Below are 18065 nucleotides of genomic sequence, written 5' to 3' on the forward strand. Positions count from 1 at the left end.
AGAACTATTCAACGAATAGAAAGTGGAAACAAGGCCAGCATAGAATCTCTTAAAGCCCTTGCCTCTGTGTTTGAAATTGACATTTCTAAACTTCAAGAGGAAATTATCGTGATAGACAAAACATCTAAAGAATGGAACAAAGAGCCAATATGGGTCAGGTTTTCGTTTTGGGGAGTAAAAGCAAGAAAGCAAATTATTATGTTAGAAATTATAACGATGCTCATGGGCCTATTAATTTGGTTCATAAAACCCGACGTAATTGCGACGCCGGCATTTTTTCTTCTAGCTTACATCTTTTCTAACATGAAGCACTATATTGATACGAAGAAATATTGGTGAGTAGCGATATAACAACTCAATAAACGCACTCACTTCGTTCGCCGGGACGCATACACGCAGGGCGGCTTCGCTATTATGCCCCACATGTCTGCGCCCGTTATTGAAAAGTTAGGTGCTTCTGAGAAATCAATGGCCAAATCAGAGATAAGACAGTTCTTAAAAGAGATCCGCACTAAATTTCCTGACGTTGTGCCTCTCATGGAAAAACATGAAAAATGGGCACTCACATTCCTAATGGAAGAGTTCGCAAATTTGACAACCATTTTGTTTAACCAAGGTAATTTAGAAGAAGCATTAGAACAGTTGCAGTACATGAGCGAAAAACTAGATACTGCAACCAAAGCAGAATTCGAATACATAGATGTATATTATACAGAGCACTTATTCTGGAAAGGTACAAAAGAAGGTATTGAGCGTGGCTGGCCTCTCGTGCCAGATAATCTCAAAAAACTACCCTAGGGGCTTTCATGGTAAAGCCCCTAGGGTAGTGGTTTAAATATGCACGCACCTAACAACCTAATCAACACACTCACTTCGTTCGCTGGGATGCATACACATGGGCAGCGTCGCTTCGATCCAAATTATAGCCCATGTGTTTGCGCCCCTAAGCAGGGTGTTATGAGGTGCTCTAGATAGTATGCAGAATATAAATCCATGGCTTTGGTCAGCTTTTGTTTTATCTCTCTCAGGAATCTTTTTTAGATGGGTGTTTGGTAATACGTTTGTGAGCTTTTTTCTTGCCGTATTGCTAGCTTTAGCGATAGTGCCTTTAGTTAAAAAAATTCAGAGAAAGAATTAACAAAACTCCCATCTTAAACTTTGCTCTTTAAAAAGCCTAGATTCTAATAGGCTAAATAAAGTGGGTCCCATCATAACTTGTTAGGTCCCATTATAATTTGATGCCCTGACATAAATTAAAAACCATCCGTAAAGAGACCCATTAATAGAAGATAAATCCTGAATCTGTATGGCAGATTTAGTTGCACAGTGTTGTTTGTTTTATTAAGGTGACTGCCTAGTTTGTGTGATTCAGGTGGCTGTTTAGTTTATATGATTATTAGTATATTCAGCACCTTAAGTAGAGGGAAATATGTTTTTTGAATCGTGGAGTGAAATAGCGCGCATTGTTACCACAACCTTGATTATTTATCCCTTTTTAATCCTAGCGACGCATTTATTGGGTAAACGCTCATTTGCTAAAATGAATAACTTTGACTGGATAATCACCGTAGCGGCAGGCTCCATCTTAGGTTCTGCTATCTTATTGAAAGACGTGGTTATAGTTGAGGTTTTAGTCGCGGTAAGCTTGCTCCTATTTTTACAATATTTACTCACTTGGATCAGCGCCCATTTTTCGACGTTCGACAAAGTAGTCAAAACCTCTCCACAATTAGTCTTTTTCGACGGTGAATATATAGAGGCTGCTATGAAAGACACTCGACTCACCAGCACCGAAGTGGAAGCGAGTGTTCGAAAAGCCGGTTTTGGTGATTTAAGCACAGTTATGGCGGTGGTTTTCGAGGCCGATGGTGAATTAAGTATTGTGCCGAAAAGTGAAAACTATGATCAACTGATTATGAAGTTACGCAATCCCCGAGATTAATTGGACAATTTTTAGCGGCCGATGATTACCTTCAAGCGCCAAAATTAATTGGCATGGCTTTTTACTGCATCATACACATTGCGCACCTACTAAATTAGGTTGGACGATTCTTAAGTTTTTAACTTAGGTGCCAGGTATGTATTTACTTATGTACCTTAAATCGCTTTATTAGTATTGTTAATGAACAATAACGTACCAGTAGTTTATTTTTAGCTTAAATGGATTTTCATGACTATAAAAACAAAAATAACCAATTATGTATTGCTACCAATTTTACTACTACCAGCAGTTGTAAATGCCGCACAAGAGCCGATTATACCTACTACACCTGAGCAGTGGCGCAGTATAACAGAGCGCGATATTGAGGCAGCATATAGCATTACCGCACAAAATCATCCCGGTATGTTTGATGTTAATAATCCAACGTTCCCTGACTTATTAAATAAAGCAAAAGCAGAAGCACTTACATTGTCGGCTCAAGCGAGTGGGCCGCAGGTTCATGCAGCGGCAATTGCGCGCTTTAGCACTATTTTACAAGATGGCCACGCCGGTGCGTTTTCAAGCGTAGATAGACCCGCGCGCCGCTGGCCGGGCTTTAGAGCTGTGTGGCGAGGTGATGCGCTAAAAGTGTATTACAGTGAAAACAAAAATGTTAGCAAAGGCGACGTTGTAAGCCAATGTGATGGACAAAGCACCGATACCTTAATACGTGAGAGAGTGTTTAAGTTTTATGGGCAAGTTGCACAACCTGGCCATTGGTGGCAGCAAGGTTGGCGGTTACTCATTGACGAGGGCAACCCATTTTTAACTCCTTTAAAAGAATGCGAATTTGTTAAAGCCAATGGCGATACCTATACACACGTATTAAATTGGTCTGTAAGGCCTAAGTCAGTCAGTAAGCATTTAGAAAATGCCTACAACGGTGATGAACTCCCCATTGATTTAACCTGGCCTGAAAAAAATATCGCGTGGATTGCTATGCCTAGCTTTTCATCAACCGAAAAGCAAACTGCTGCCTACAATAAAGTGTTTGAAAAAATACAACAGCAGCGTAGCAAGTTACTTACTGCAAAAGCCGTGGTGTTAGATTTGCGCCATAACCAAGGTGGCTCATCTTATTGGAGCTCACAAATAGCCAAAGAACTATGGGGCAAAAAATAGTAGAACAAAAAGTAAATAATACTTCTCAAAACACGCAAGTGTGGTGGAGAGCATCAAAGGATAATACCGACCATGTAGTGTCTTTATTAGAGGTTGCAAAAAATCAGCCTGAATTATTGAAAATATTTAAAATCACAGCTGCGGGTATGGCTTTATCACTTAAAAGTGGTGATCCATTTTATGTAGAGCAAGAAACCAATACGCTAAATAACATACCACAAAAGCCTTTAACTAGTGACTTTAAAACCAAGGTGTTTGTTATTGTTCCGCCGCAGTGCGCCAGTGCTTGTTTAGATGCGCTTGATAAGTTTAAGCTTTTTGAAAATACCACGTTATTCGGTGCGCCAAGTAGTGCTGATTCTATGTACATGGAAGTACGCTTAGCTGATTTACCTTCAGGGTTGGGGAAAGTGATTGTACCTAACAAAGTATACGTAAACAGAGCGCGTGGGGCAGGGGATTTTTACAAACCCGATGTGGCTTATAACGGCATTGATTGGACAACCAATGTATTGCTTGAGCAAATAAAAACGTTATAAAAAAAGCCGCTTGTTGAAACAAGCGGCTTAACTATTCTAACTAGGGAATAGTTTAAAACGTGTAACGGGCACCAATTGAGTAGCGTGGGCCGTACTGATTAGCAAATAAAAACTGCTCTTCGTAACGGCCGTAGCCTTCTTCGGTGGCATTATTTAAGTTTATGCCATCAAAAAATACGGTTACGTTTTCGTTTACATCGTAGTTAACGCTCATATCCCATTGGCCGTAGGCTTTAGCATATTGCGGTGGTGCATCGGCTGAGCCTTGTGCCTGGCCTACACCAATTAAGTACGAGTCGCGCCATGCGTAAGTAATTTTAACCGATAGGCCGTCTTTTTCGTAAAAGCCTTGAAAGTTAGCAGAGTCACTTAAACCTGTAAGCGGCGCTTGTTGGTCTAGGCTTTCGCTATCAAATTCTACATCGCCATCTACAAACGTGGCGTTAACACCTACACCAAAACCAGTTTCGCCAATTAAGTGCTGAACAGCCACTTCAAAACCATCTACCGATTTGCTGTCGGTGTTTTGTGGTTGGCTTATGTTCCATACCATAAGTGGGTCATCGCTATTTGGCTCAATGACGCCATTCGCATTGCCATAACCATTGCTAATCATTTGCGCAAAAATAGCATCGGTGGTTGCTTGCTCACCGCGCGATTCAATATCGCTAACTGCTTGTAAGTAACGTGGGCCGTTTAAAATGTCGTATAGACCTTCAATCGTGGTTTGCGTAATGGTGGTTTGAATAAAGTTATCTACGTCTTTTTTAAAGTAACCAACAGAGGCGTAGCTGCCTTCTGCGTAGTAATACTCTAATGATAAGTCGAGATTGGTTGATTCAAACGGCAATAAATTTGTATTACCTTGGCTACCCGTGCGCGAGCCAGGTTTTGGGCTGCCTGTTAAGCTACGGCCACCGGCTAAATCACCCAGTGGTGCACGCGACATAGTTTTACCCCATGATACGCGGGCTACAACGTCTTCGGTTAAATCAACACTTACATCGATTGACGGTAATAATATGTCGTAATCGCCTTGCTGCTCTAAGAAGTTATCATCGCCGCCGGCTGCATATTGCATTATCCACTCTGAGGCGCTGATCCAATTTACTTGTTCTTCAACACGTTGGCGTACTGTGCTGGTTACATCTGTTTGCTCGTAGCGCAGGCCTGCGTTTACTTTTACGTAGTAATCGCTTACATCAAACTCCCAACTTGATTGAATATAAAAGCTGTTTGTAATTTCTTCTACGTAGCTTTCGCTATCAATACCATCCATGTAAGCATTGGCTGCGTATGCATCGCCACCGGTTACATCAGAAGTTAGGTAAGCCATTTGGCGAGCCACTGCTTCGTCAAAATCGTAGGTGTAGTAGTAACCTGGTTGTAAGTTGCTGCCGCCACCATCAAATTGATCTAAAAGGCCCGACGTATCGTGGCGAGTAAACATGCTATCTGGGAATATTTCTGTGTACGATGGGTTAAAACCAGGACCACCCACTAAGCCACTCCATGCAGTGTAACCACCGGTGTTTTGCTCAGTTCGCGATGCACCAAATTTTACTTTAACTAGGCCAATATCAAAGTTTTCATTGTACCAAGTGGTATGTAATTGTAATTGCTCAATGTTTGATTCACCCGGCGAGTGCGTAAATTGGCTAAAGTTAGAGTCAATTTCGCCTGGCGTTAATTCGCTTGTGCCGTTTAACCAGTTAACTTGAGCACTAGGGATTTCGCCTGTGCGGTAATCGTAAATTTTATTTGCTAGCTGATCAGAGCCTAAAATAACTTGGCCGGTACTGCCTAGCCCGTCATCGGCGCCGTTATCGGTTTCATTTTTAGAGTCATGGTAATCAAGTTCAACGTGCCACGTGTCGTTAATTTCCCACTCTAGGTTTAAACCAATAGAGCGTGCTTTTACTTCTGTGGTGCCTTTGTTGGCTGTAAACGAGGCATCATTACCGCTAATATCGGCATAAACAGCGGTGCCGTTTTCATCAAGCTCGTAGCCATTAATATTGCTACCAAAGTCGTTCCAAATACCCCAACCAATACTTTCAGAGCCCGTAACAGCTTTACTTGCTGTGTAATCAAGTGTGGCTACAAAGCCATCAACTGGTTCAAATTGAAAAGTAACTTGGCCGTTAGTACGTTCACGCTCTACATCTTCAATAGAGTAGTTCATGTCTTTAGGGAAGTAGTAGTTACCTGATGGGTCAGTACGGTTATCAACAACGTTACTGCTATCTAATTCAGGTAAATCAACATTGGCTTGCCAACCTTGAATATTGGCGCGTTGTTTTTGAAAGTCGCGTTCTTGATGCGAAAACGAAAAACCAAAACCAAATCTGTCATCTGCAAATGTGTTGCTATAAACAGCAGAAAGCTCAGGCGTTACATCATCACCGGCTTCGTTTGATGAGTCGTGATTTGCTTTAACCGTGGCTGAAAAATTTTGACCTGGCTTTTGAAAAGGGCGCGCAGTAGAAATATTAACTGTAGCACCTAAACCACCGCTTGGTACATCGGCGCGAGCTGTTTTAAATACTTCTAGCGCACTTACGCCCTCTGAGGCAATGTTTTCAAGGTTGTACGAACGCGTATAACCTGTGCCTGGCATTTGGCGGCCGTTTAACGTAATTAAGTTAAACTCTGGGCCAAAACCACGTACGGTAATTTGGCTACCTTCACCGTTTGCACGGCTCACCGATACACCGGTAATGCGTTGTAATGATTCTGCTAAATTGGTATCTGGAAATTTCCCCATTTCTTCTGCTGAAATGGCATCTACTACGCCCGATGAATCACGTTTCATATCCATAGAACGAATAAGTGAACCACGAATACCTTTTACTTCAATAACTTCTACATCAGGAGATGCTGCAGTGTCTGCCTCGGCAGCAATGGCCGTATTTAACGTGCTTGCAGCAATGATAAGAGACACAGAAGCCGCGAGTTGGCTCTTTTTAAAATTGAATGTGTTCATAATAGCTCTGCTTTATAAAATGTTGTTGTGTAGCAATAGGCGCCATGCGCCTATTGTAGTGTGTTTTTATGGATTCGCGATAATCACGTTATCTATGCGGTATAGTGCGCCGTTGCCCATATCCCACGTAGGGAATACCATGAGCACGTTTATAGCGCTAATATCTAAGCCCGCATCAAATAGTTGCCCAATAGGGAAGGTGTATGTTTGCCATTCGCCTGTAACAGGTGTTTGCCCTTCATTGCTTTGCGTTAATGCCAGCTCTACTGCGCTTGAAGCGCCAATTGATTCAATTTTAAATAACCATTGTGCATCCACGTTTGAAGGTGCTGTTATTACTTTTAAATCAAACTGTACAACGCCATTTTCTAACAGGGCTGATGCATCAAACGATACGTCTTCATCGGCTAAAAAGCCCATTACAGTAGGTGTTGCACCAATGCTAAACTGAGCCACTGCGCCGTGCTGATCATCGTCGGTTTCTGTAGTAGGTGTTGAACCACCACAGCAATCCCATATGCTCCACTGATCGGCGACTGTATCTGTAAATACGTTTAGCTCACCAGAGGCAACTGGCGCTGCATTAGGGTTGTAAATTTTAACATTATCTACACGGTAAACCGCGCCTTCACCTGCACCCCATGCCGGAAAAATCATAAGTACATCAATTGCACTTACATCAAGGCCTGCACCTGCGAGATCTGATAACTTAAATGTATAAGTTTGCCACTCGCCAGTCACTGGCGCTACACCTTCAACACTTTGCGTTAGCTCAAGTTCTGCAAATGAAGTTGCACCATTTGCCTCTACTTTAAATAACCACGCAGTTGACGGGTCGCTAGGGGTAGATGTTACTTTTAAATCAAACTGAATAACGCCTTCATCTAAAATGCTGCTTGCATCAAATGACTCACCTGCACCACCTACTTCAACACGGCTGTTAAAGCCCATTACTGTAGGCTCTGCACCAATACTAAATTCAGCGGTTACACCGTGCGCTTCATCATCTACCACTTCGATAGGTGTTGAGCCACCACAACAATCCCACATTGGCCATGCTAGGTTTTGCTCATCTTCAAAAATAGTTAGCTCAGGTGATGCGCCTAGGTTGTCTTGTGTAATTTCAACGTCGTCAATTAAAAAGGTTGCGCCTTCGCCCGTGCCCCACTCAGGAAATACCATAAGTACGTCAATTGCGCTGATATCTAAATCTAAGTCAGCAAGGTCAGAAAGTAAAAACGTATAGGTTTGCCACTGACCGACTACAGGTGCTTGGCCTTCAACGCTACTTGTAAGCGGCATATCAGCATCGGTTGAGGCTTCTGTGCTTTCAAGTTTTACAAACCAAGGTGTGTCTGGCACGCTTGGTGCGCTGGTTACTTTCATTTTAAAGCGTACGTAGCCTTCTTCTAGCATAGGTGATGCATCAAAAGGCGTTGCAGCGCCGTTTTCGTCAGTAATAAACGCATCGCGGCTAATAAAACCAACCACTGTAGGCTCGCTACCTATTGTAAATTCAACAACGTCGCCTTGCTCTTCATCACTTACGATTGCAGGTGTAGAGCCACCACAACAATCCCATGCTGGCCAGTTAGGGTTAAAGCTGTCGCCAAAAATAGTTAACGGTGTAGCAATACCTGTAGATGGCGGGCTAGGAATAGGCGCTTCGCCCTCTAGCAGGGCATCGTCTAGGCTATCGTAACCTGGGCGAATAGTTTCACACCCTTTGCCGGTATCTGGGTTTGATGCACATTGATAAACACGTACGTAGTCAATTGCAAACGTTTGGCCGTTTTCAAATGCGCTGGCATCTACGCCTAACTCATTTACGTTTTCAGGCCAGTCGCCGCCTACTGCTAAATTTAACAGTAAGTGAAAGTCCTTATCGTAAGGAGCGCTATCCCAATGAGTTTCTAGCTCGCCAGAACCTTGTTCAAAATACTCTGCAAACCAACCGCGATGTTTCAAACCTGCGGCTTCGCCTTTGGAATTATATAATACTTCTGATTGGCGCTGTGTGGCATATAGGTAGCCATCAACGTACCAGCGTATTTCACCTTCTTGCCACTCTACTGCGTAAGTATGAAAATCATCTGCAGGGTTGCTATCTTCAGGGAATTTGTACTCTTGGCCTGTGTAGCTGTTATCTGGCCAAGCGCGGCCGTAATGCAATGTGCCATGAATGCTTGATTCAACACCGCCATCTTCGTCAGCGGTTTTTAGGTTTACTGATTCTAAAACATCAATTTCGCCTGAGCGTGGCCATGTACCGTATTCTTCATCGGTTGGTAGCATCCAAAACGCAGGCCAGCTGCCTTGCCCCGAAGGGAGCTTTGCACGTACTTCAAAGCGGCCATAAGTAAAGTCAGCATTGTAACGGGTATTTAAACGCGCAGAAGTGTAGGGCTTTTCAGCGCCTTCTGTTGCGGGTAGGGCAACAATGTTTAACACACCGTCTCGTATAAAGGCGTTTTCTTCGTTATCGGTGTAACATTGTTTTTCGTTGTTACCACCGCCATCGCAGTTTAATTCAAAGTTCCACTTATTAGTATCAATGGCTGAGTCTTCAAACTCGTCGCTCCATACTAGTTGCCAATCTGAAACTGGCTCAGAAGCGTCGATATTTTCAAAATTAGATGTTGTGGCAGAGTCGCCACCACAGCCAGCTAAAGACGCTAACGAAATAGCAGCCAGTAAGCGAGCAATGTGTGTTTTTTCAATGTTCATAGCTGAACCCCGGTTTCACAGATTGTTGTCAGAATGTGTGTTTAAACTTATTAAAAAGAACCATATTTATTTTTGTAAGCGCTTACATTTATCATGTGTTTTTGTAAGCGCTTACAAATAATATTGCGCACTACGTAAATGGTCAACATATTTGTGTGTTTTATTTACATTTAGTTTACGGTAAGACCAGTTTACCAATTGGAGTTATTAACTAAATCGCTAATAAATTTAACAGCTTACATTATTTGTAATGTTGCATTTTTAATACATCTATTAATATTTTAATTAAGCGGTAAATATTAAAGTGACCTGTAGCAATTACATGTAGCGCTATTTGCGATGATTTATCCGTATTAGGCTAACTATATGGCGTGTAACTTTGCTTTTTTACAAAAAACGAAAGTTAAAAAAAGTGAAAGTGGTATAGCATTCAATAGGTTAGTAAACCCTTTAAAGCGATTAGCTTGTAAAGGTTAAATTAAAGGGAATAAGGCTTTGGCGGGGTTTAATAAGGTAAATGTGTAAATTTAAATACGCATTTACCCCTTAATTTATTATTTATTTTAATAGTATTGTAGCCACTTGAAATGGCAGCTTATTTACGTTTAAACGGCATAATTAGCAAGCCCCACAGCGAGGCGTTTTGCTGCGGGTTAGGGTATTCTTTTAAGCCTATATCTATGTCGTTATCGGCTTTTTGCGCTTCATTTTTGTAGCTACCAAACAGTTTATCCCACCAAATAACGCTAAATCCATAGTTTGAATTGGTTTCGCTCACGCGTTGGCTATGGTGAATACGGTGCAGTATTTGGGTCATTAATATGAGCCGAAGTGGTTTTTCTATTGCATTGGGTAAACGTATATTGGCGTGGTTAAACAGCGCTAACCCATTAAGTGCTATTTCAAATATTAATACTGCAATAGCAGGTACACCCAAAGCGGTTACGGCAATCAATTTTATAACTATACTGAGCACAATTTCGATAGGGTGAAAACGCAAACCTGTGCTGGTATCTACATGGGCATCGGCGTGGTGAACACGGTGCAAGCGCCACAAAATAGGCACTTGATGAAAAAGCCGGTGCTGCCAATAAATAACTATATCTAGCAGTAATATGCTTAAAATAATAGCAACACTACTTGGTGTGGCTATTTGATTAAATAAACCAATGCCGTGCTCTTGGTTATAAAGCGCTACGGCAGTTAAGCCTATTGGCACACTTAAGCGAGCAATTAATGATGAAGCAAACACCAGTCCAAAATTGGCCAACCACCGGGTGGTACTTTTTATCGGCGATTTACGAGCAGGCATACGCAACTCTAGCAGCATCATAATAACCAAAATGCTAAAAAAGAACCCTAATCGCCACCAAATTTCATTACTCATTGTTTTGTTTAACCTCATCAGCTTCTTGGCGTTTAAGCGTGTTATACCCACCATGTATACGTGTAAAAATAGTAATAGCGCACGCAGTGGCAAAAATACTCGCCATTAGGGCAAAGTGCTGCGGCCAAATACAAAAGGCGATAAACAGCGCGATGGTTTCTGTGCCTTCGGTTAAACCATTTAAATAGTAAAAGCTTTTGTATTTAAACTGGGGTTTTTCGAGCTTAAATTTTTCGGCGGCTATGGCAAAGGCTAAAAAGCTTGAGCCAGTGCCTATAAAGGTGGCCAGTAATATGCTACCTGCAATGGCGTTTTGCTCGGGGTTTGCCAAAATAAAGCCAAGCGGAATTGCCGCATAAAATAAAAAGTCGAGGGTAATATCTAAAAAGCCGCCAGCACTTGAACTTAAATTTGCATGGCGTGCCAATGCGCCATCTAGCCCATCTAAAATACGATTTAAAGCAATAGCCGTTAACGCTGCGTACCACATTTCATACGCAATTAATGGCACAGCTAATAGGCCTATTAAAAAGCCTACCACAGTAAGTTGGTCGGGCGTTATGCCGCATTTGTGCATTAACGCCACAACAGGAGTTAACAGTGGCTTTATTACTGGGGTGATGTATTTGTCTAACATGCTTGGTGCCTTGTACTTTTTGTGCGTTTATTTGGCTAAATTTAAGGTGATCAGTTTGCCATTTGCGGCCTCTGCATCGCTATGATCGTGAGTTACCATAATAGCGGGCAATTTATGCTCGCGTATTTGGCTAAATACTAGCTCGCGCGTATCTAATCTTAATTGGGTATCGAGCTTGCTAAAGGGCTCATCAAGTAAAATGGCTTTTGGCTCGCTCAATAGCATACGCAATAAAGCAACGCGGGCTTGTTGCCCACCAGAGAGGTTGTCGGGGTGGCGATTAGCCATGCCTTTTAATCCAACTTGTTCAAGGGCGTGCTCTATTTTTTCAAGGCGCTGTTTTTTATTGCCTTTAGGCATAGCAAAGGCAATGTTACCGCTTACCGATAAATGCGAAAATAATAACGCATCTTGATAAAGCACGCCTATGTGGCGTAAATGTGCGGGTAAGTTATTAATATTTTCGCCGTTAAGCCACACTTCGCCATTTGCGCTAAAACCACTGGGTAATGTGCCGGTAAGCCAATTTAATAAACTTGATTTACCACTGCCTGATGGCCCCATAACAGTGAGTATTTCGCCGCCTTTTACCTGCTCGTTTAAGCTAAGTAATTGTTGGTTTTGACGATAAAGCTCACAATTTTTAATCTCTAAAGATGACTGCATTAAAAACCTTTTAATTTATGGGTTAGCGATGGGCGCTTTTAAAAAAGTACTTAGGTAACACCCACGCCAGTATAAAGCCAATGAGTGGCAATGCCATTTGCATAATGGCATACACCGCACTGGTGCGGCTACTTGCGCCATTAGCAAGGGTAACCGCTTCGGTTGTTATGGTTGCTATGCGCCCGCCACCGGCTAAAAGTGTAGGTAAATATTGGCCAAAGCTAATGGCTAAACCAAGTGCCGCCGCAATTAAAATAGGAGCAAATAACTGGGGTAATTTCACTTGTAAAAATACTTTGCAGGGCGTTGCGCCAAGGCTTGCTGCTACATTAGCAAAGCGAGGGTCTAAGCGCCTATAACTGCTCGCAAGTGATAAAAACACATACGGTAGTACAAACAATAAATGGGTAAATACCACATTAAAAAACGCGGCCTGGTTATTTACTAGTTGTTGCAGCCACACTAGGCCAAATAAAAACGCAATACTTGGTACAAGCAGCGGTAAATAAATAATTAAGCTGGTAAAGCGCGACATGGGTTTGGCACTTAACTGCTCTGACTCTAAGCACAAAAGGGTAATAATAATGGCAAATAACGTAGTAACTAGCCCTATCGCAAGGGTATTAAAAAGCGGGCTTTGCATTTGCATTAGCGCACTTTTAAAGTGAAGTAGCGTGAGCTGATCGGGCAGTGCCGCCGGAAAACGCCAAAACCCCGCAACCGACCACACAATTAAGCCAATTAATGAAAGCAAAATAAAGCCAATTACAAATACTGTTAATACGGTTGTTATTTTTTGCCAATAAACACCGCCATACTCTCGCTCGCCATTGGTGAGTAAATCACTAAATAATGCTTTTATCGCTTTTTCGCCGCCAAGCCAAAGTGCTAGCAAACCGCCAGTAAGGACAAGCTGTAATAGTGCCCCCGCAGAGGCTTTAATACGCAGGTTTAAATCTACATCGTTAAACCAGTGCATTATAGCAACAGCAAGCGTAGGCGGGGTATTTGGCCCCAAAATAAGTGGCATTTCTACACTTGCACTGGCATAAGCCAATACGGCTAAAATGGGTAGACGCAATAATGGGTAAAGGCTTGGTAATATTACTTTAAAAAAAGCCGTCATAGGGCAGTAGCCTAAATTAAGCGCTACTTTATGTTGCTGGCGCAGCTTTTTGCCAAGCTCAGGTTGAGCAAGCACACCTAGCGCCATTAACAGTAAAAAAGGCAGCTCTTTAAGTGTTAAGCCTAAAATTATACTAATTCCAAACGCGTCATGCGGAAACATGCCGTTAGGCGCAAGTTCCCACCCACTAAACCAAGGCGATACTAAGCGCGAGATCATTCCCGAAGGAGCAATTAAAAAACCAACCGCTATAGCCGCTGCCGCGTGAGGAATTACCAGTATGGGACTCAATAAACGCTGAATACGGTTAAGCCACGGGCTATTAAAAAATGCCGCTAAAATCATTAATGTAATGGTAAAGGCTAGTAAGGTACTTATTAATCCGCTGCCAACACTTAGCATAACCATGTATGTTAGGCCGGGTGTTTGCATGAGCATAGTAAAGCCATGTAGGCCAAGTGTTGTATGCTCAAGTACCGGCGCATAACCAAAAGCGGGCAATAGCACGCTAATTAAGCCGCCTATTACAGGTAAAATAAGCAATGCCAGTAAAAAGCGTGGACTTAATGTAACTAATTTACTAAACATATCGGCGCTTTTATGTGGTTTAAGCGTTGGGCTTGCTGCTAACTTATTTGAAACAACACTCATTGGCTTACTCCAAAACGCGCTTGCCACCCTTGCACAATAGCGTTTACCCAGCTTGGGTGTGGCTCATTTAGCGTGCGTTTAATACTATTTAAAGGCAGGGCACTTGGATGCGGTTGCGTTGTTTTAAATAAAGTTTGTTGCTGTGGAGCTAGCGTTGATTGAATAAGTACGCTTTTATCGCCCCATATAGACGCTTTTTGTTTTTGAGCTTGCGCCTCTGGACTTAATAAAAAATTAGCCACTAACTGCGCACCTTGCTGGTGGCTTGCATTAAAAGGTATGGCTACAAAGTGGGTGTTACTTAAACTGCCATCTTGCATTGCATAACTGCGAATACTTTTTGGTAAATCATAGCGTTTAACGGCTGCGGGCACTTCGGGTGCTGAAAACGTAAACGCTATGCTTAGCTCGGTGTCGCCTACTAAACGGCGCATTTGTGCACCACTTTGCATAAAGTGTTTCCCGCCGCGCCAAAGTGTTGGGTGCAGTTTATTTAAAAAGTCCCATAATGGGTTTAATACTTGGGCTGTGTTTTGTGCAGTAGCTGGCTGATTTAACTGTGCTTTAAGTGTTTCATCACTTTGTTGATGTAGCATAACAAGCGCGTATTTTAAAAAGCTCATGCCTAAAAAGTCAGGTGGCTTTGGGTAACTAAAGCGCCCTGGGTTTTGTGCGCTCCAGCTAAGTAATTGGTTTAGGGTTGTTGGTAGTGTGTTATTTGCAGTGCCGTCAATTGCTAAACTGTCGTAGTAAAAGGTGAGCGATGCTTGGCCCCAAGGTGCTTCCATTCCATTAGTGGGTATTCCAAAATCAAAATTAACAGCGGGGTTATTGCTAGGGTCGGTGTAGCTAAAATTAGGCAGCTTATTAGCCCATTGTTTTAGTAATAATGAGTGCTCGCTCATGGTGGCAAAGTTAGCACCGTTTATCCAAATTAAATCTACGCTGCCTTTATCGTTATTGTTTGCTGATTTTTCGGCAAGTACCCGGCTAACGGCTTCGCTGGTATCACTGAGTTTTACATGTACTAAGTTAATGTTGTATTTGGCTTTTACTTGCTGCGCAGCCCATTGAATATATGCATTTATTTGCGCATCGCCGCCCCACGCATAAAAATATACGCTTTGGTTTTTACCTAAGCTTTCTATTTGTTGCCAACGGCTTTGTAATTGTGTACTTGCTAGGCTTTTAAAGCTAATAACAAGGCAAATGCAAAACGCGACACAGCAAAAGCTGTATCGCGATAATGTTTGCCAACATTTATTGGCGAGCATTTAAATCCCAGTTGTAGTCTAAAAATTTAACTTTCATGTTGTTATTTTTAAGCGCTTTTTGCTGAGCGGGTACCAGTTTTAGTGCTTTAGGGTATTGCAAAAAAAACTGCTGCAGCGTGTTGGCGCCTTTAAAACCTTGTTCAAAATCATCGCCGTACCACTTAAATATTGAAGACACATTTAGCGTGTTACCTTGCGCTATATTGCGGGTTGTATCTGATAAAAAACGCACCGTTTGCGCTTGCAATTGGCTGTCTAAATCAGTGGCAGTGTAGGCTTCTTCACGTAGGGCTGGGCAACCAATACTCGCGCAATTTACAGCAAAGTGAATACGTGGGTCGTTGTATTTACCACTGCCACGTATTAAACCATGCTCTATATCATCAAGGCTGCGCGTTTTACCAAGTAATGGCACAAACTCTTTGCTCCATGGTGAGCTAAAAAAGCTGCCTAAATCTTTAATTGATTTAAGGTTTGGGTATTTTGTTAATATAAGCTCAACAGTAAAGGCATTATACGCATTGATTAAAAACGCAAGTTGCTTCGGTTTTTCCCATGTATCAAACTCGTTTTGCGTAACAGCCGATAACGAATCTAAATAGCTTTTAAGCTCGCTGTGCTTAGCTTTTATTGCTGCGTAATCAACCTCTGTGCTGTGGCCATGATTAATAGCTACAACATGGTTGTTTAATAATGCGTTCCAGCCCTCGTGCATATTTTGAGCTTGGGCCGAAAATGACGTTGCAAACGATGTTGCAAGTAAAGCAGACCCTAACAGTAGCTCTTTTAAAGGTGTTTTAAACATATTAGCCTCTGCGCCATGCGTGGTATTTTTCAAGCATGTTAAGTACTTTTTCAGGTGCGTGAGCGCGTTTCCACTCACCCGCCGCGTACTTATTACCTTCAGCCCACGTAGGGTAGCTGTGAATAGTGCCCAGTATTTTGTTAAGGCCTAACCCGTGTTTCATTGCCAGTACAAACTCAGCAATTAAATCGCCAGCGTGCTCAGAAACCACAGTAACACCGAGTATTTTGTCTTTGCCTTTGGGTGTAATTACTTTAATAAAGCCTTTGGTGGCGCTGTCGGTAATGGCGCGGTCTAGCTCTTCAAATTCAAAGCGAGTGATTTCATAGTCAATGCCTTTATCAATAGCGTCTTGCTCGTTTAAGCCAACACGTGCTACTTCTGGGTCAATAAACGTAGTCCACGGAATAACACGGTAATCTACTTTAAACTTTTTAAGATTACCAAATAAGCCATTTACTGCTGCGTACCAACCCTGATGAGCGGCTACGTGCGTAAACTGATACGGACCTACAATATCGCCAGCGGCAAAAATGTTAGGGTAAAGCGTTTCAAGGTATTCGTTAGTGACTACAGTACGGTTAGTTTCTATACCAAGTTCTTCAAGGCCGTAACCTTTAAGGCGAGCGCTTCGGCCCACAGCACATAGTAGCTCATCGTATTCAATATCGATTTCGGTATCATTATGTTTTACCACAATGAACTTTTTGCCATCGCGCGCTTCACAGCGCAGTGCCTGATGCGAGGTTAAAATGTTTACGCCGCTTTCAATAAGCACTTCGTGAGCAAAGGTAGACACCTCTAAGTCTTCTTTGATCATAATGCGTTCAGCCATTTCAATTTGCGTAACATTTGAGCCTAAGCGTGCAAAACTTTGTGCAAGTTCGCTACCAATTGGGCCGCCGCCAAGTACAACAAGCTTTTTAGGGGCTTCTTCAAGTTCAGCAAATTTAGTCCATAAAGTATCGCTTGTTACATAGCCTGTTTCTTCAATGCCAGGAAGTGGCGGTACAAATGGGCGTGCGCCTGTGGCAATAACAATAGTACGGGCGGTTAATGTTTGCGTGCCGCCATCGTTAAGCTTAATTTCTACAGTCCACGGGTCTAATAATTTACCGTAGCCTTTTACAACATCTACGCCTAGGTTTGTGTAACGCTCAACGCTATCGTGCGGGGCGATGTCGGCAATTACTTTATGTACACGTGCCATTACTTTTTTAAACGAAAACTGCGGTGCCATGTTTTCTAGGCCGTAGTGTTCACCGTGGCGAATTTGCTCAGCAATTTTAGCGCTTTTAATAACGGCTTTACTTGGCACACACCCGTAGTTTAAACAGTCGCCACCCATTTCGCCGGCTTCAATTAGGGTTACTTTGGCTTTAACCGCTGCTGCAATGTAGCTTGTTACTAAGCCGCCAGCACCTGCGCCAATAACAATCATGTTGCGGTCAAACTTTTTAGGTTTAGTATAGTTTTTGTATACACGACGTTTTTTAAACACGTTTAGGATTCCTTTAGCAATGAATGGAAATACACCTAATAAAGCGAATGATAAAATAAGATCGAGCGATAAAATGCCTGATAAGCTCTCAATTTGCGCAAGTTGCGTACCGGCGTTTACAAATACAAATGTACCCGCCAGCATGCCTATTTGGCTTACCCAGTAAAAGGTCCATGCTTTAATTGCGGTAACACCCATCAATAAGTTAATTAAAAAGAACGGAAATACGGGCACTAATCTAAGCGTAAATAAGTAAAAGCCACCTTCTTTTTCAACGCCTGCGTCAATAGCGCCTAAGCGCTCAGGAAAACGTTGTTTAATTGTATCGCGCAGTAAGTAACGCGATACTAAAAAGGCAAGCGTAGCACCTACCGTAGAGGCAAACGAGGCAACCAATAAGCCTTCAACTAAGCCAAATAATGCACCTGCGGCCAGTGTTAATATTGCCGCCCCCGGTAATGAGAGAGCCGTTACCACTACGTATAATAAAAAGAAGCCACCAAAAACCAATAATGGCGACTGCTCTTTATATTGGCTAAATTGATCCATCGAGCCTTTTAAGCCTTCAAGCGTAAGTAACTGGTGTAAATTAAAGTGAAAGAACAAGCCTATAGCCGCTGCTGCAATCAATACCAAAAATAGTTTTTTAATCATGTTCTCTCA

The 18065-nt window shown here is 42.4% G+C and carries 11 protein-coding genes and 2 pseudogenes; 4 read left to right on the forward strand and 9 right to left on the reverse strand.

Annotation, left to right across the window (positions count from 1 at the left end):
* The 4 genes and pseudogenes from B2R65_RS15955 to B2R65_RS19530 all read left to right on the forward strand — a co-directional run.
* Nucleotides 1-339: transcriptional regulator (locus tag B2R65_RS15955; RefSeq protein WP_286744294.1), on the forward strand; the 339-nt coding region annotated here is incomplete at its 5' end.
* A gap of 129 nt (nt 340-468) precedes the next feature.
* Nucleotides 469-835: pseudogene (locus tag B2R65_RS15960) on the forward strand (DUF7674 family protein).
* Nucleotides 836-1429: 594 nt separating this feature from the next.
* A complete protein-coding gene (locus B2R65_RS15965) occupies nt 1430-1942 on the forward strand; it encodes a DUF421 domain-containing protein (protein WP_121638353.1) in 513 nt (170 codons plus the stop codon).
* Nucleotides 1943-2170: 228 nt separating this feature from the next.
* Nucleotides 2171-3642 (forward strand): annotated as a pseudogene (locus B2R65_RS19530) (S41 family peptidase).
* A 52-nt stretch (nt 3643-3694) separates the two neighbouring features.
* On the opposite strand, the gene B2R65_RS15980 reads toward B2R65_RS19530, so the two are convergent.
* The 9 genes from B2R65_RS15980 to B2R65_RS16020 form a co-directional block, all read right to left on the reverse strand.
* Nucleotides 3695-6628: a TonB-dependent receptor gene (locus tag B2R65_RS15980; protein WP_248461862.1), complete on the reverse strand. Its 2934-nt coding sequence runs from the start codon at nt 6626-6628 to the stop codon at nt 3695-3697.
* A gap of 66 nt (nt 6629-6694) precedes the next feature.
* Nucleotides 6695-9355 carry a glycoside hydrolase family 16 protein gene (locus B2R65_RS15985; RefSeq protein ID WP_286744299.1) on the reverse strand — a complete coding sequence of 887 codons (2661 nt, stop codon included), beginning with the start codon at nt 9353-9355 and terminating at the stop codon, nt 6695-6697.
* Between the two features lie 595 nt (nt 9356-9950).
* On the reverse strand, nt 9951-10742 hold the full coding sequence (locus tag B2R65_RS15990; protein ID WP_286744301.1) for a sterol desaturase family protein: 792 nt from the start codon (nt 10740-10742) through the stop codon (nt 9951-9953).
* Nucleotides 10735-11379 (reverse strand): CDP-alcohol phosphatidyltransferase family protein, encoded by a 645-nt coding sequence (locus B2R65_RS15995; protein WP_286744302.1) that lies wholly within the window; start codon nt 11377-11379, stop codon nt 10735-10737. Before B2R65_RS15995 ends, B2R65_RS15990 begins: the two co-directional genes overlap by 8 nt.
* A gap of 27 nt (nt 11380-11406) precedes the next feature.
* A complete protein-coding gene (locus B2R65_RS16000) occupies nt 11407-12045 on the reverse strand; it encodes an ATP-binding cassette domain-containing protein (RefSeq protein WP_286744304.1) in 639 nt (212 codons plus the stop codon).
* 22 nt (nt 12046-12067) lie between these two features.
* Nucleotides 12068-13822, reverse strand: a complete 1755-nt coding sequence (locus B2R65_RS16005) for an ABC transporter permease (RefSeq protein ID WP_286744306.1) — start codon at nt 13820-13822, stop codon at nt 12068-12070.
* The gene (locus tag B2R65_RS16010) at nt 13819-15096 is read right to left on the reverse strand and encodes an ABC transporter substrate-binding protein (protein WP_286744308.1); all 1278 of its coding nucleotides are present in this window, start codon (nt 15094-15096) and stop codon (nt 13819-13821) included. Before B2R65_RS16010 ends, B2R65_RS16005 begins: the two co-directional genes overlap by 4 nt.
* A complete protein-coding gene (locus B2R65_RS16015; protein ID WP_286744310.1) occupies nt 15083-15901 on the reverse strand; it encodes a DUF547 domain-containing protein in 819 nt (272 codons plus the stop codon). Before B2R65_RS16015 ends, B2R65_RS16010 begins: the two co-directional genes overlap by 14 nt.
* Nucleotide 15902: 1 nt before the next feature.
* The gene (locus tag B2R65_RS16020; protein WP_286744313.1) at nt 15903-18056 is read right to left on the reverse strand and encodes an FAD-dependent oxidoreductase; all 2154 of its coding nucleotides are present in this window, start codon (nt 18054-18056) and stop codon (nt 15903-15905) included.
* Nucleotides 18057-18065 lie beyond the last annotated feature (9 nt).

This window comes from Pseudoalteromonas sp. UBA2102 (assembly GCF_002331165.1).
Taxonomy (GTDB): Bacteria; Pseudomonadota; Gammaproteobacteria; order Enterobacterales; family Alteromonadaceae; genus Pseudoalteromonas; species Pseudoalteromonas atlantica.

Coding starts and splice junctions, on each gene's coding strand:
- B2R65_RS15980 (WP_248461862.1), bottom strand. CDS start 6,628: ATGAACACATTCAATTTTAAAAAGAGCCAACTCGCGGCTTCTGTGTCT.
- B2R65_RS15995 (WP_286744302.1), bottom strand. CDS start 11,379: ATGTTAGACAAATACATCACCCCAGTAATAAAGCCACTGTTAACTCCT.
- B2R65_RS16005 (WP_286744306.1), bottom strand. CDS start 13,822: ATGAGTGTTGTTTCAAATAAGTTAGCAGCAAGCCCAACGCTTAAACCA.
- B2R65_RS16010 (WP_286744308.1), bottom strand. CDS start 15,096: ATGCTCGCCAATAAATGTTGGCAAACATTATCGCGATACAGCTTTTGC.
- B2R65_RS16015 (WP_286744310.1), bottom strand. CDS start 15,901: ATGTTTAAAACACCTTTAAAAGAGCTACTGTTAGGGTCTGCTTTACTT.
- B2R65_RS16020 (WP_286744313.1), bottom strand. CDS start 18,056: ATGATTAAAAAACTATTTTTGGTATTGATTGCAGCAGCGGCTATAGGC.
- B2R65_RS16000 (WP_286744304.1), bottom strand. CDS start 12,045: ATGCAGTCATCTTTAGAGATTAAAAATTGTGAGCTTTATCGTCAAAAC.
- B2R65_RS15985 (WP_286744299.1), bottom strand. CDS start 9,355: ATGAACATTGAAAAAACACACATTGCTCGCTTACTGGCTGCTATTTCG.
- B2R65_RS15965 (WP_121638353.1), top strand. CDS start 1,430: ATGTTTTTTGAATCGTGGAGTGAAATAGCGCGCATTGTTACCACAACC.
- B2R65_RS15990 (WP_286744301.1), bottom strand. CDS start 10,742: ATGAGTAATGAAATTTGGTGGCGATTAGGGTTCTTTTTTAGCATTTTG.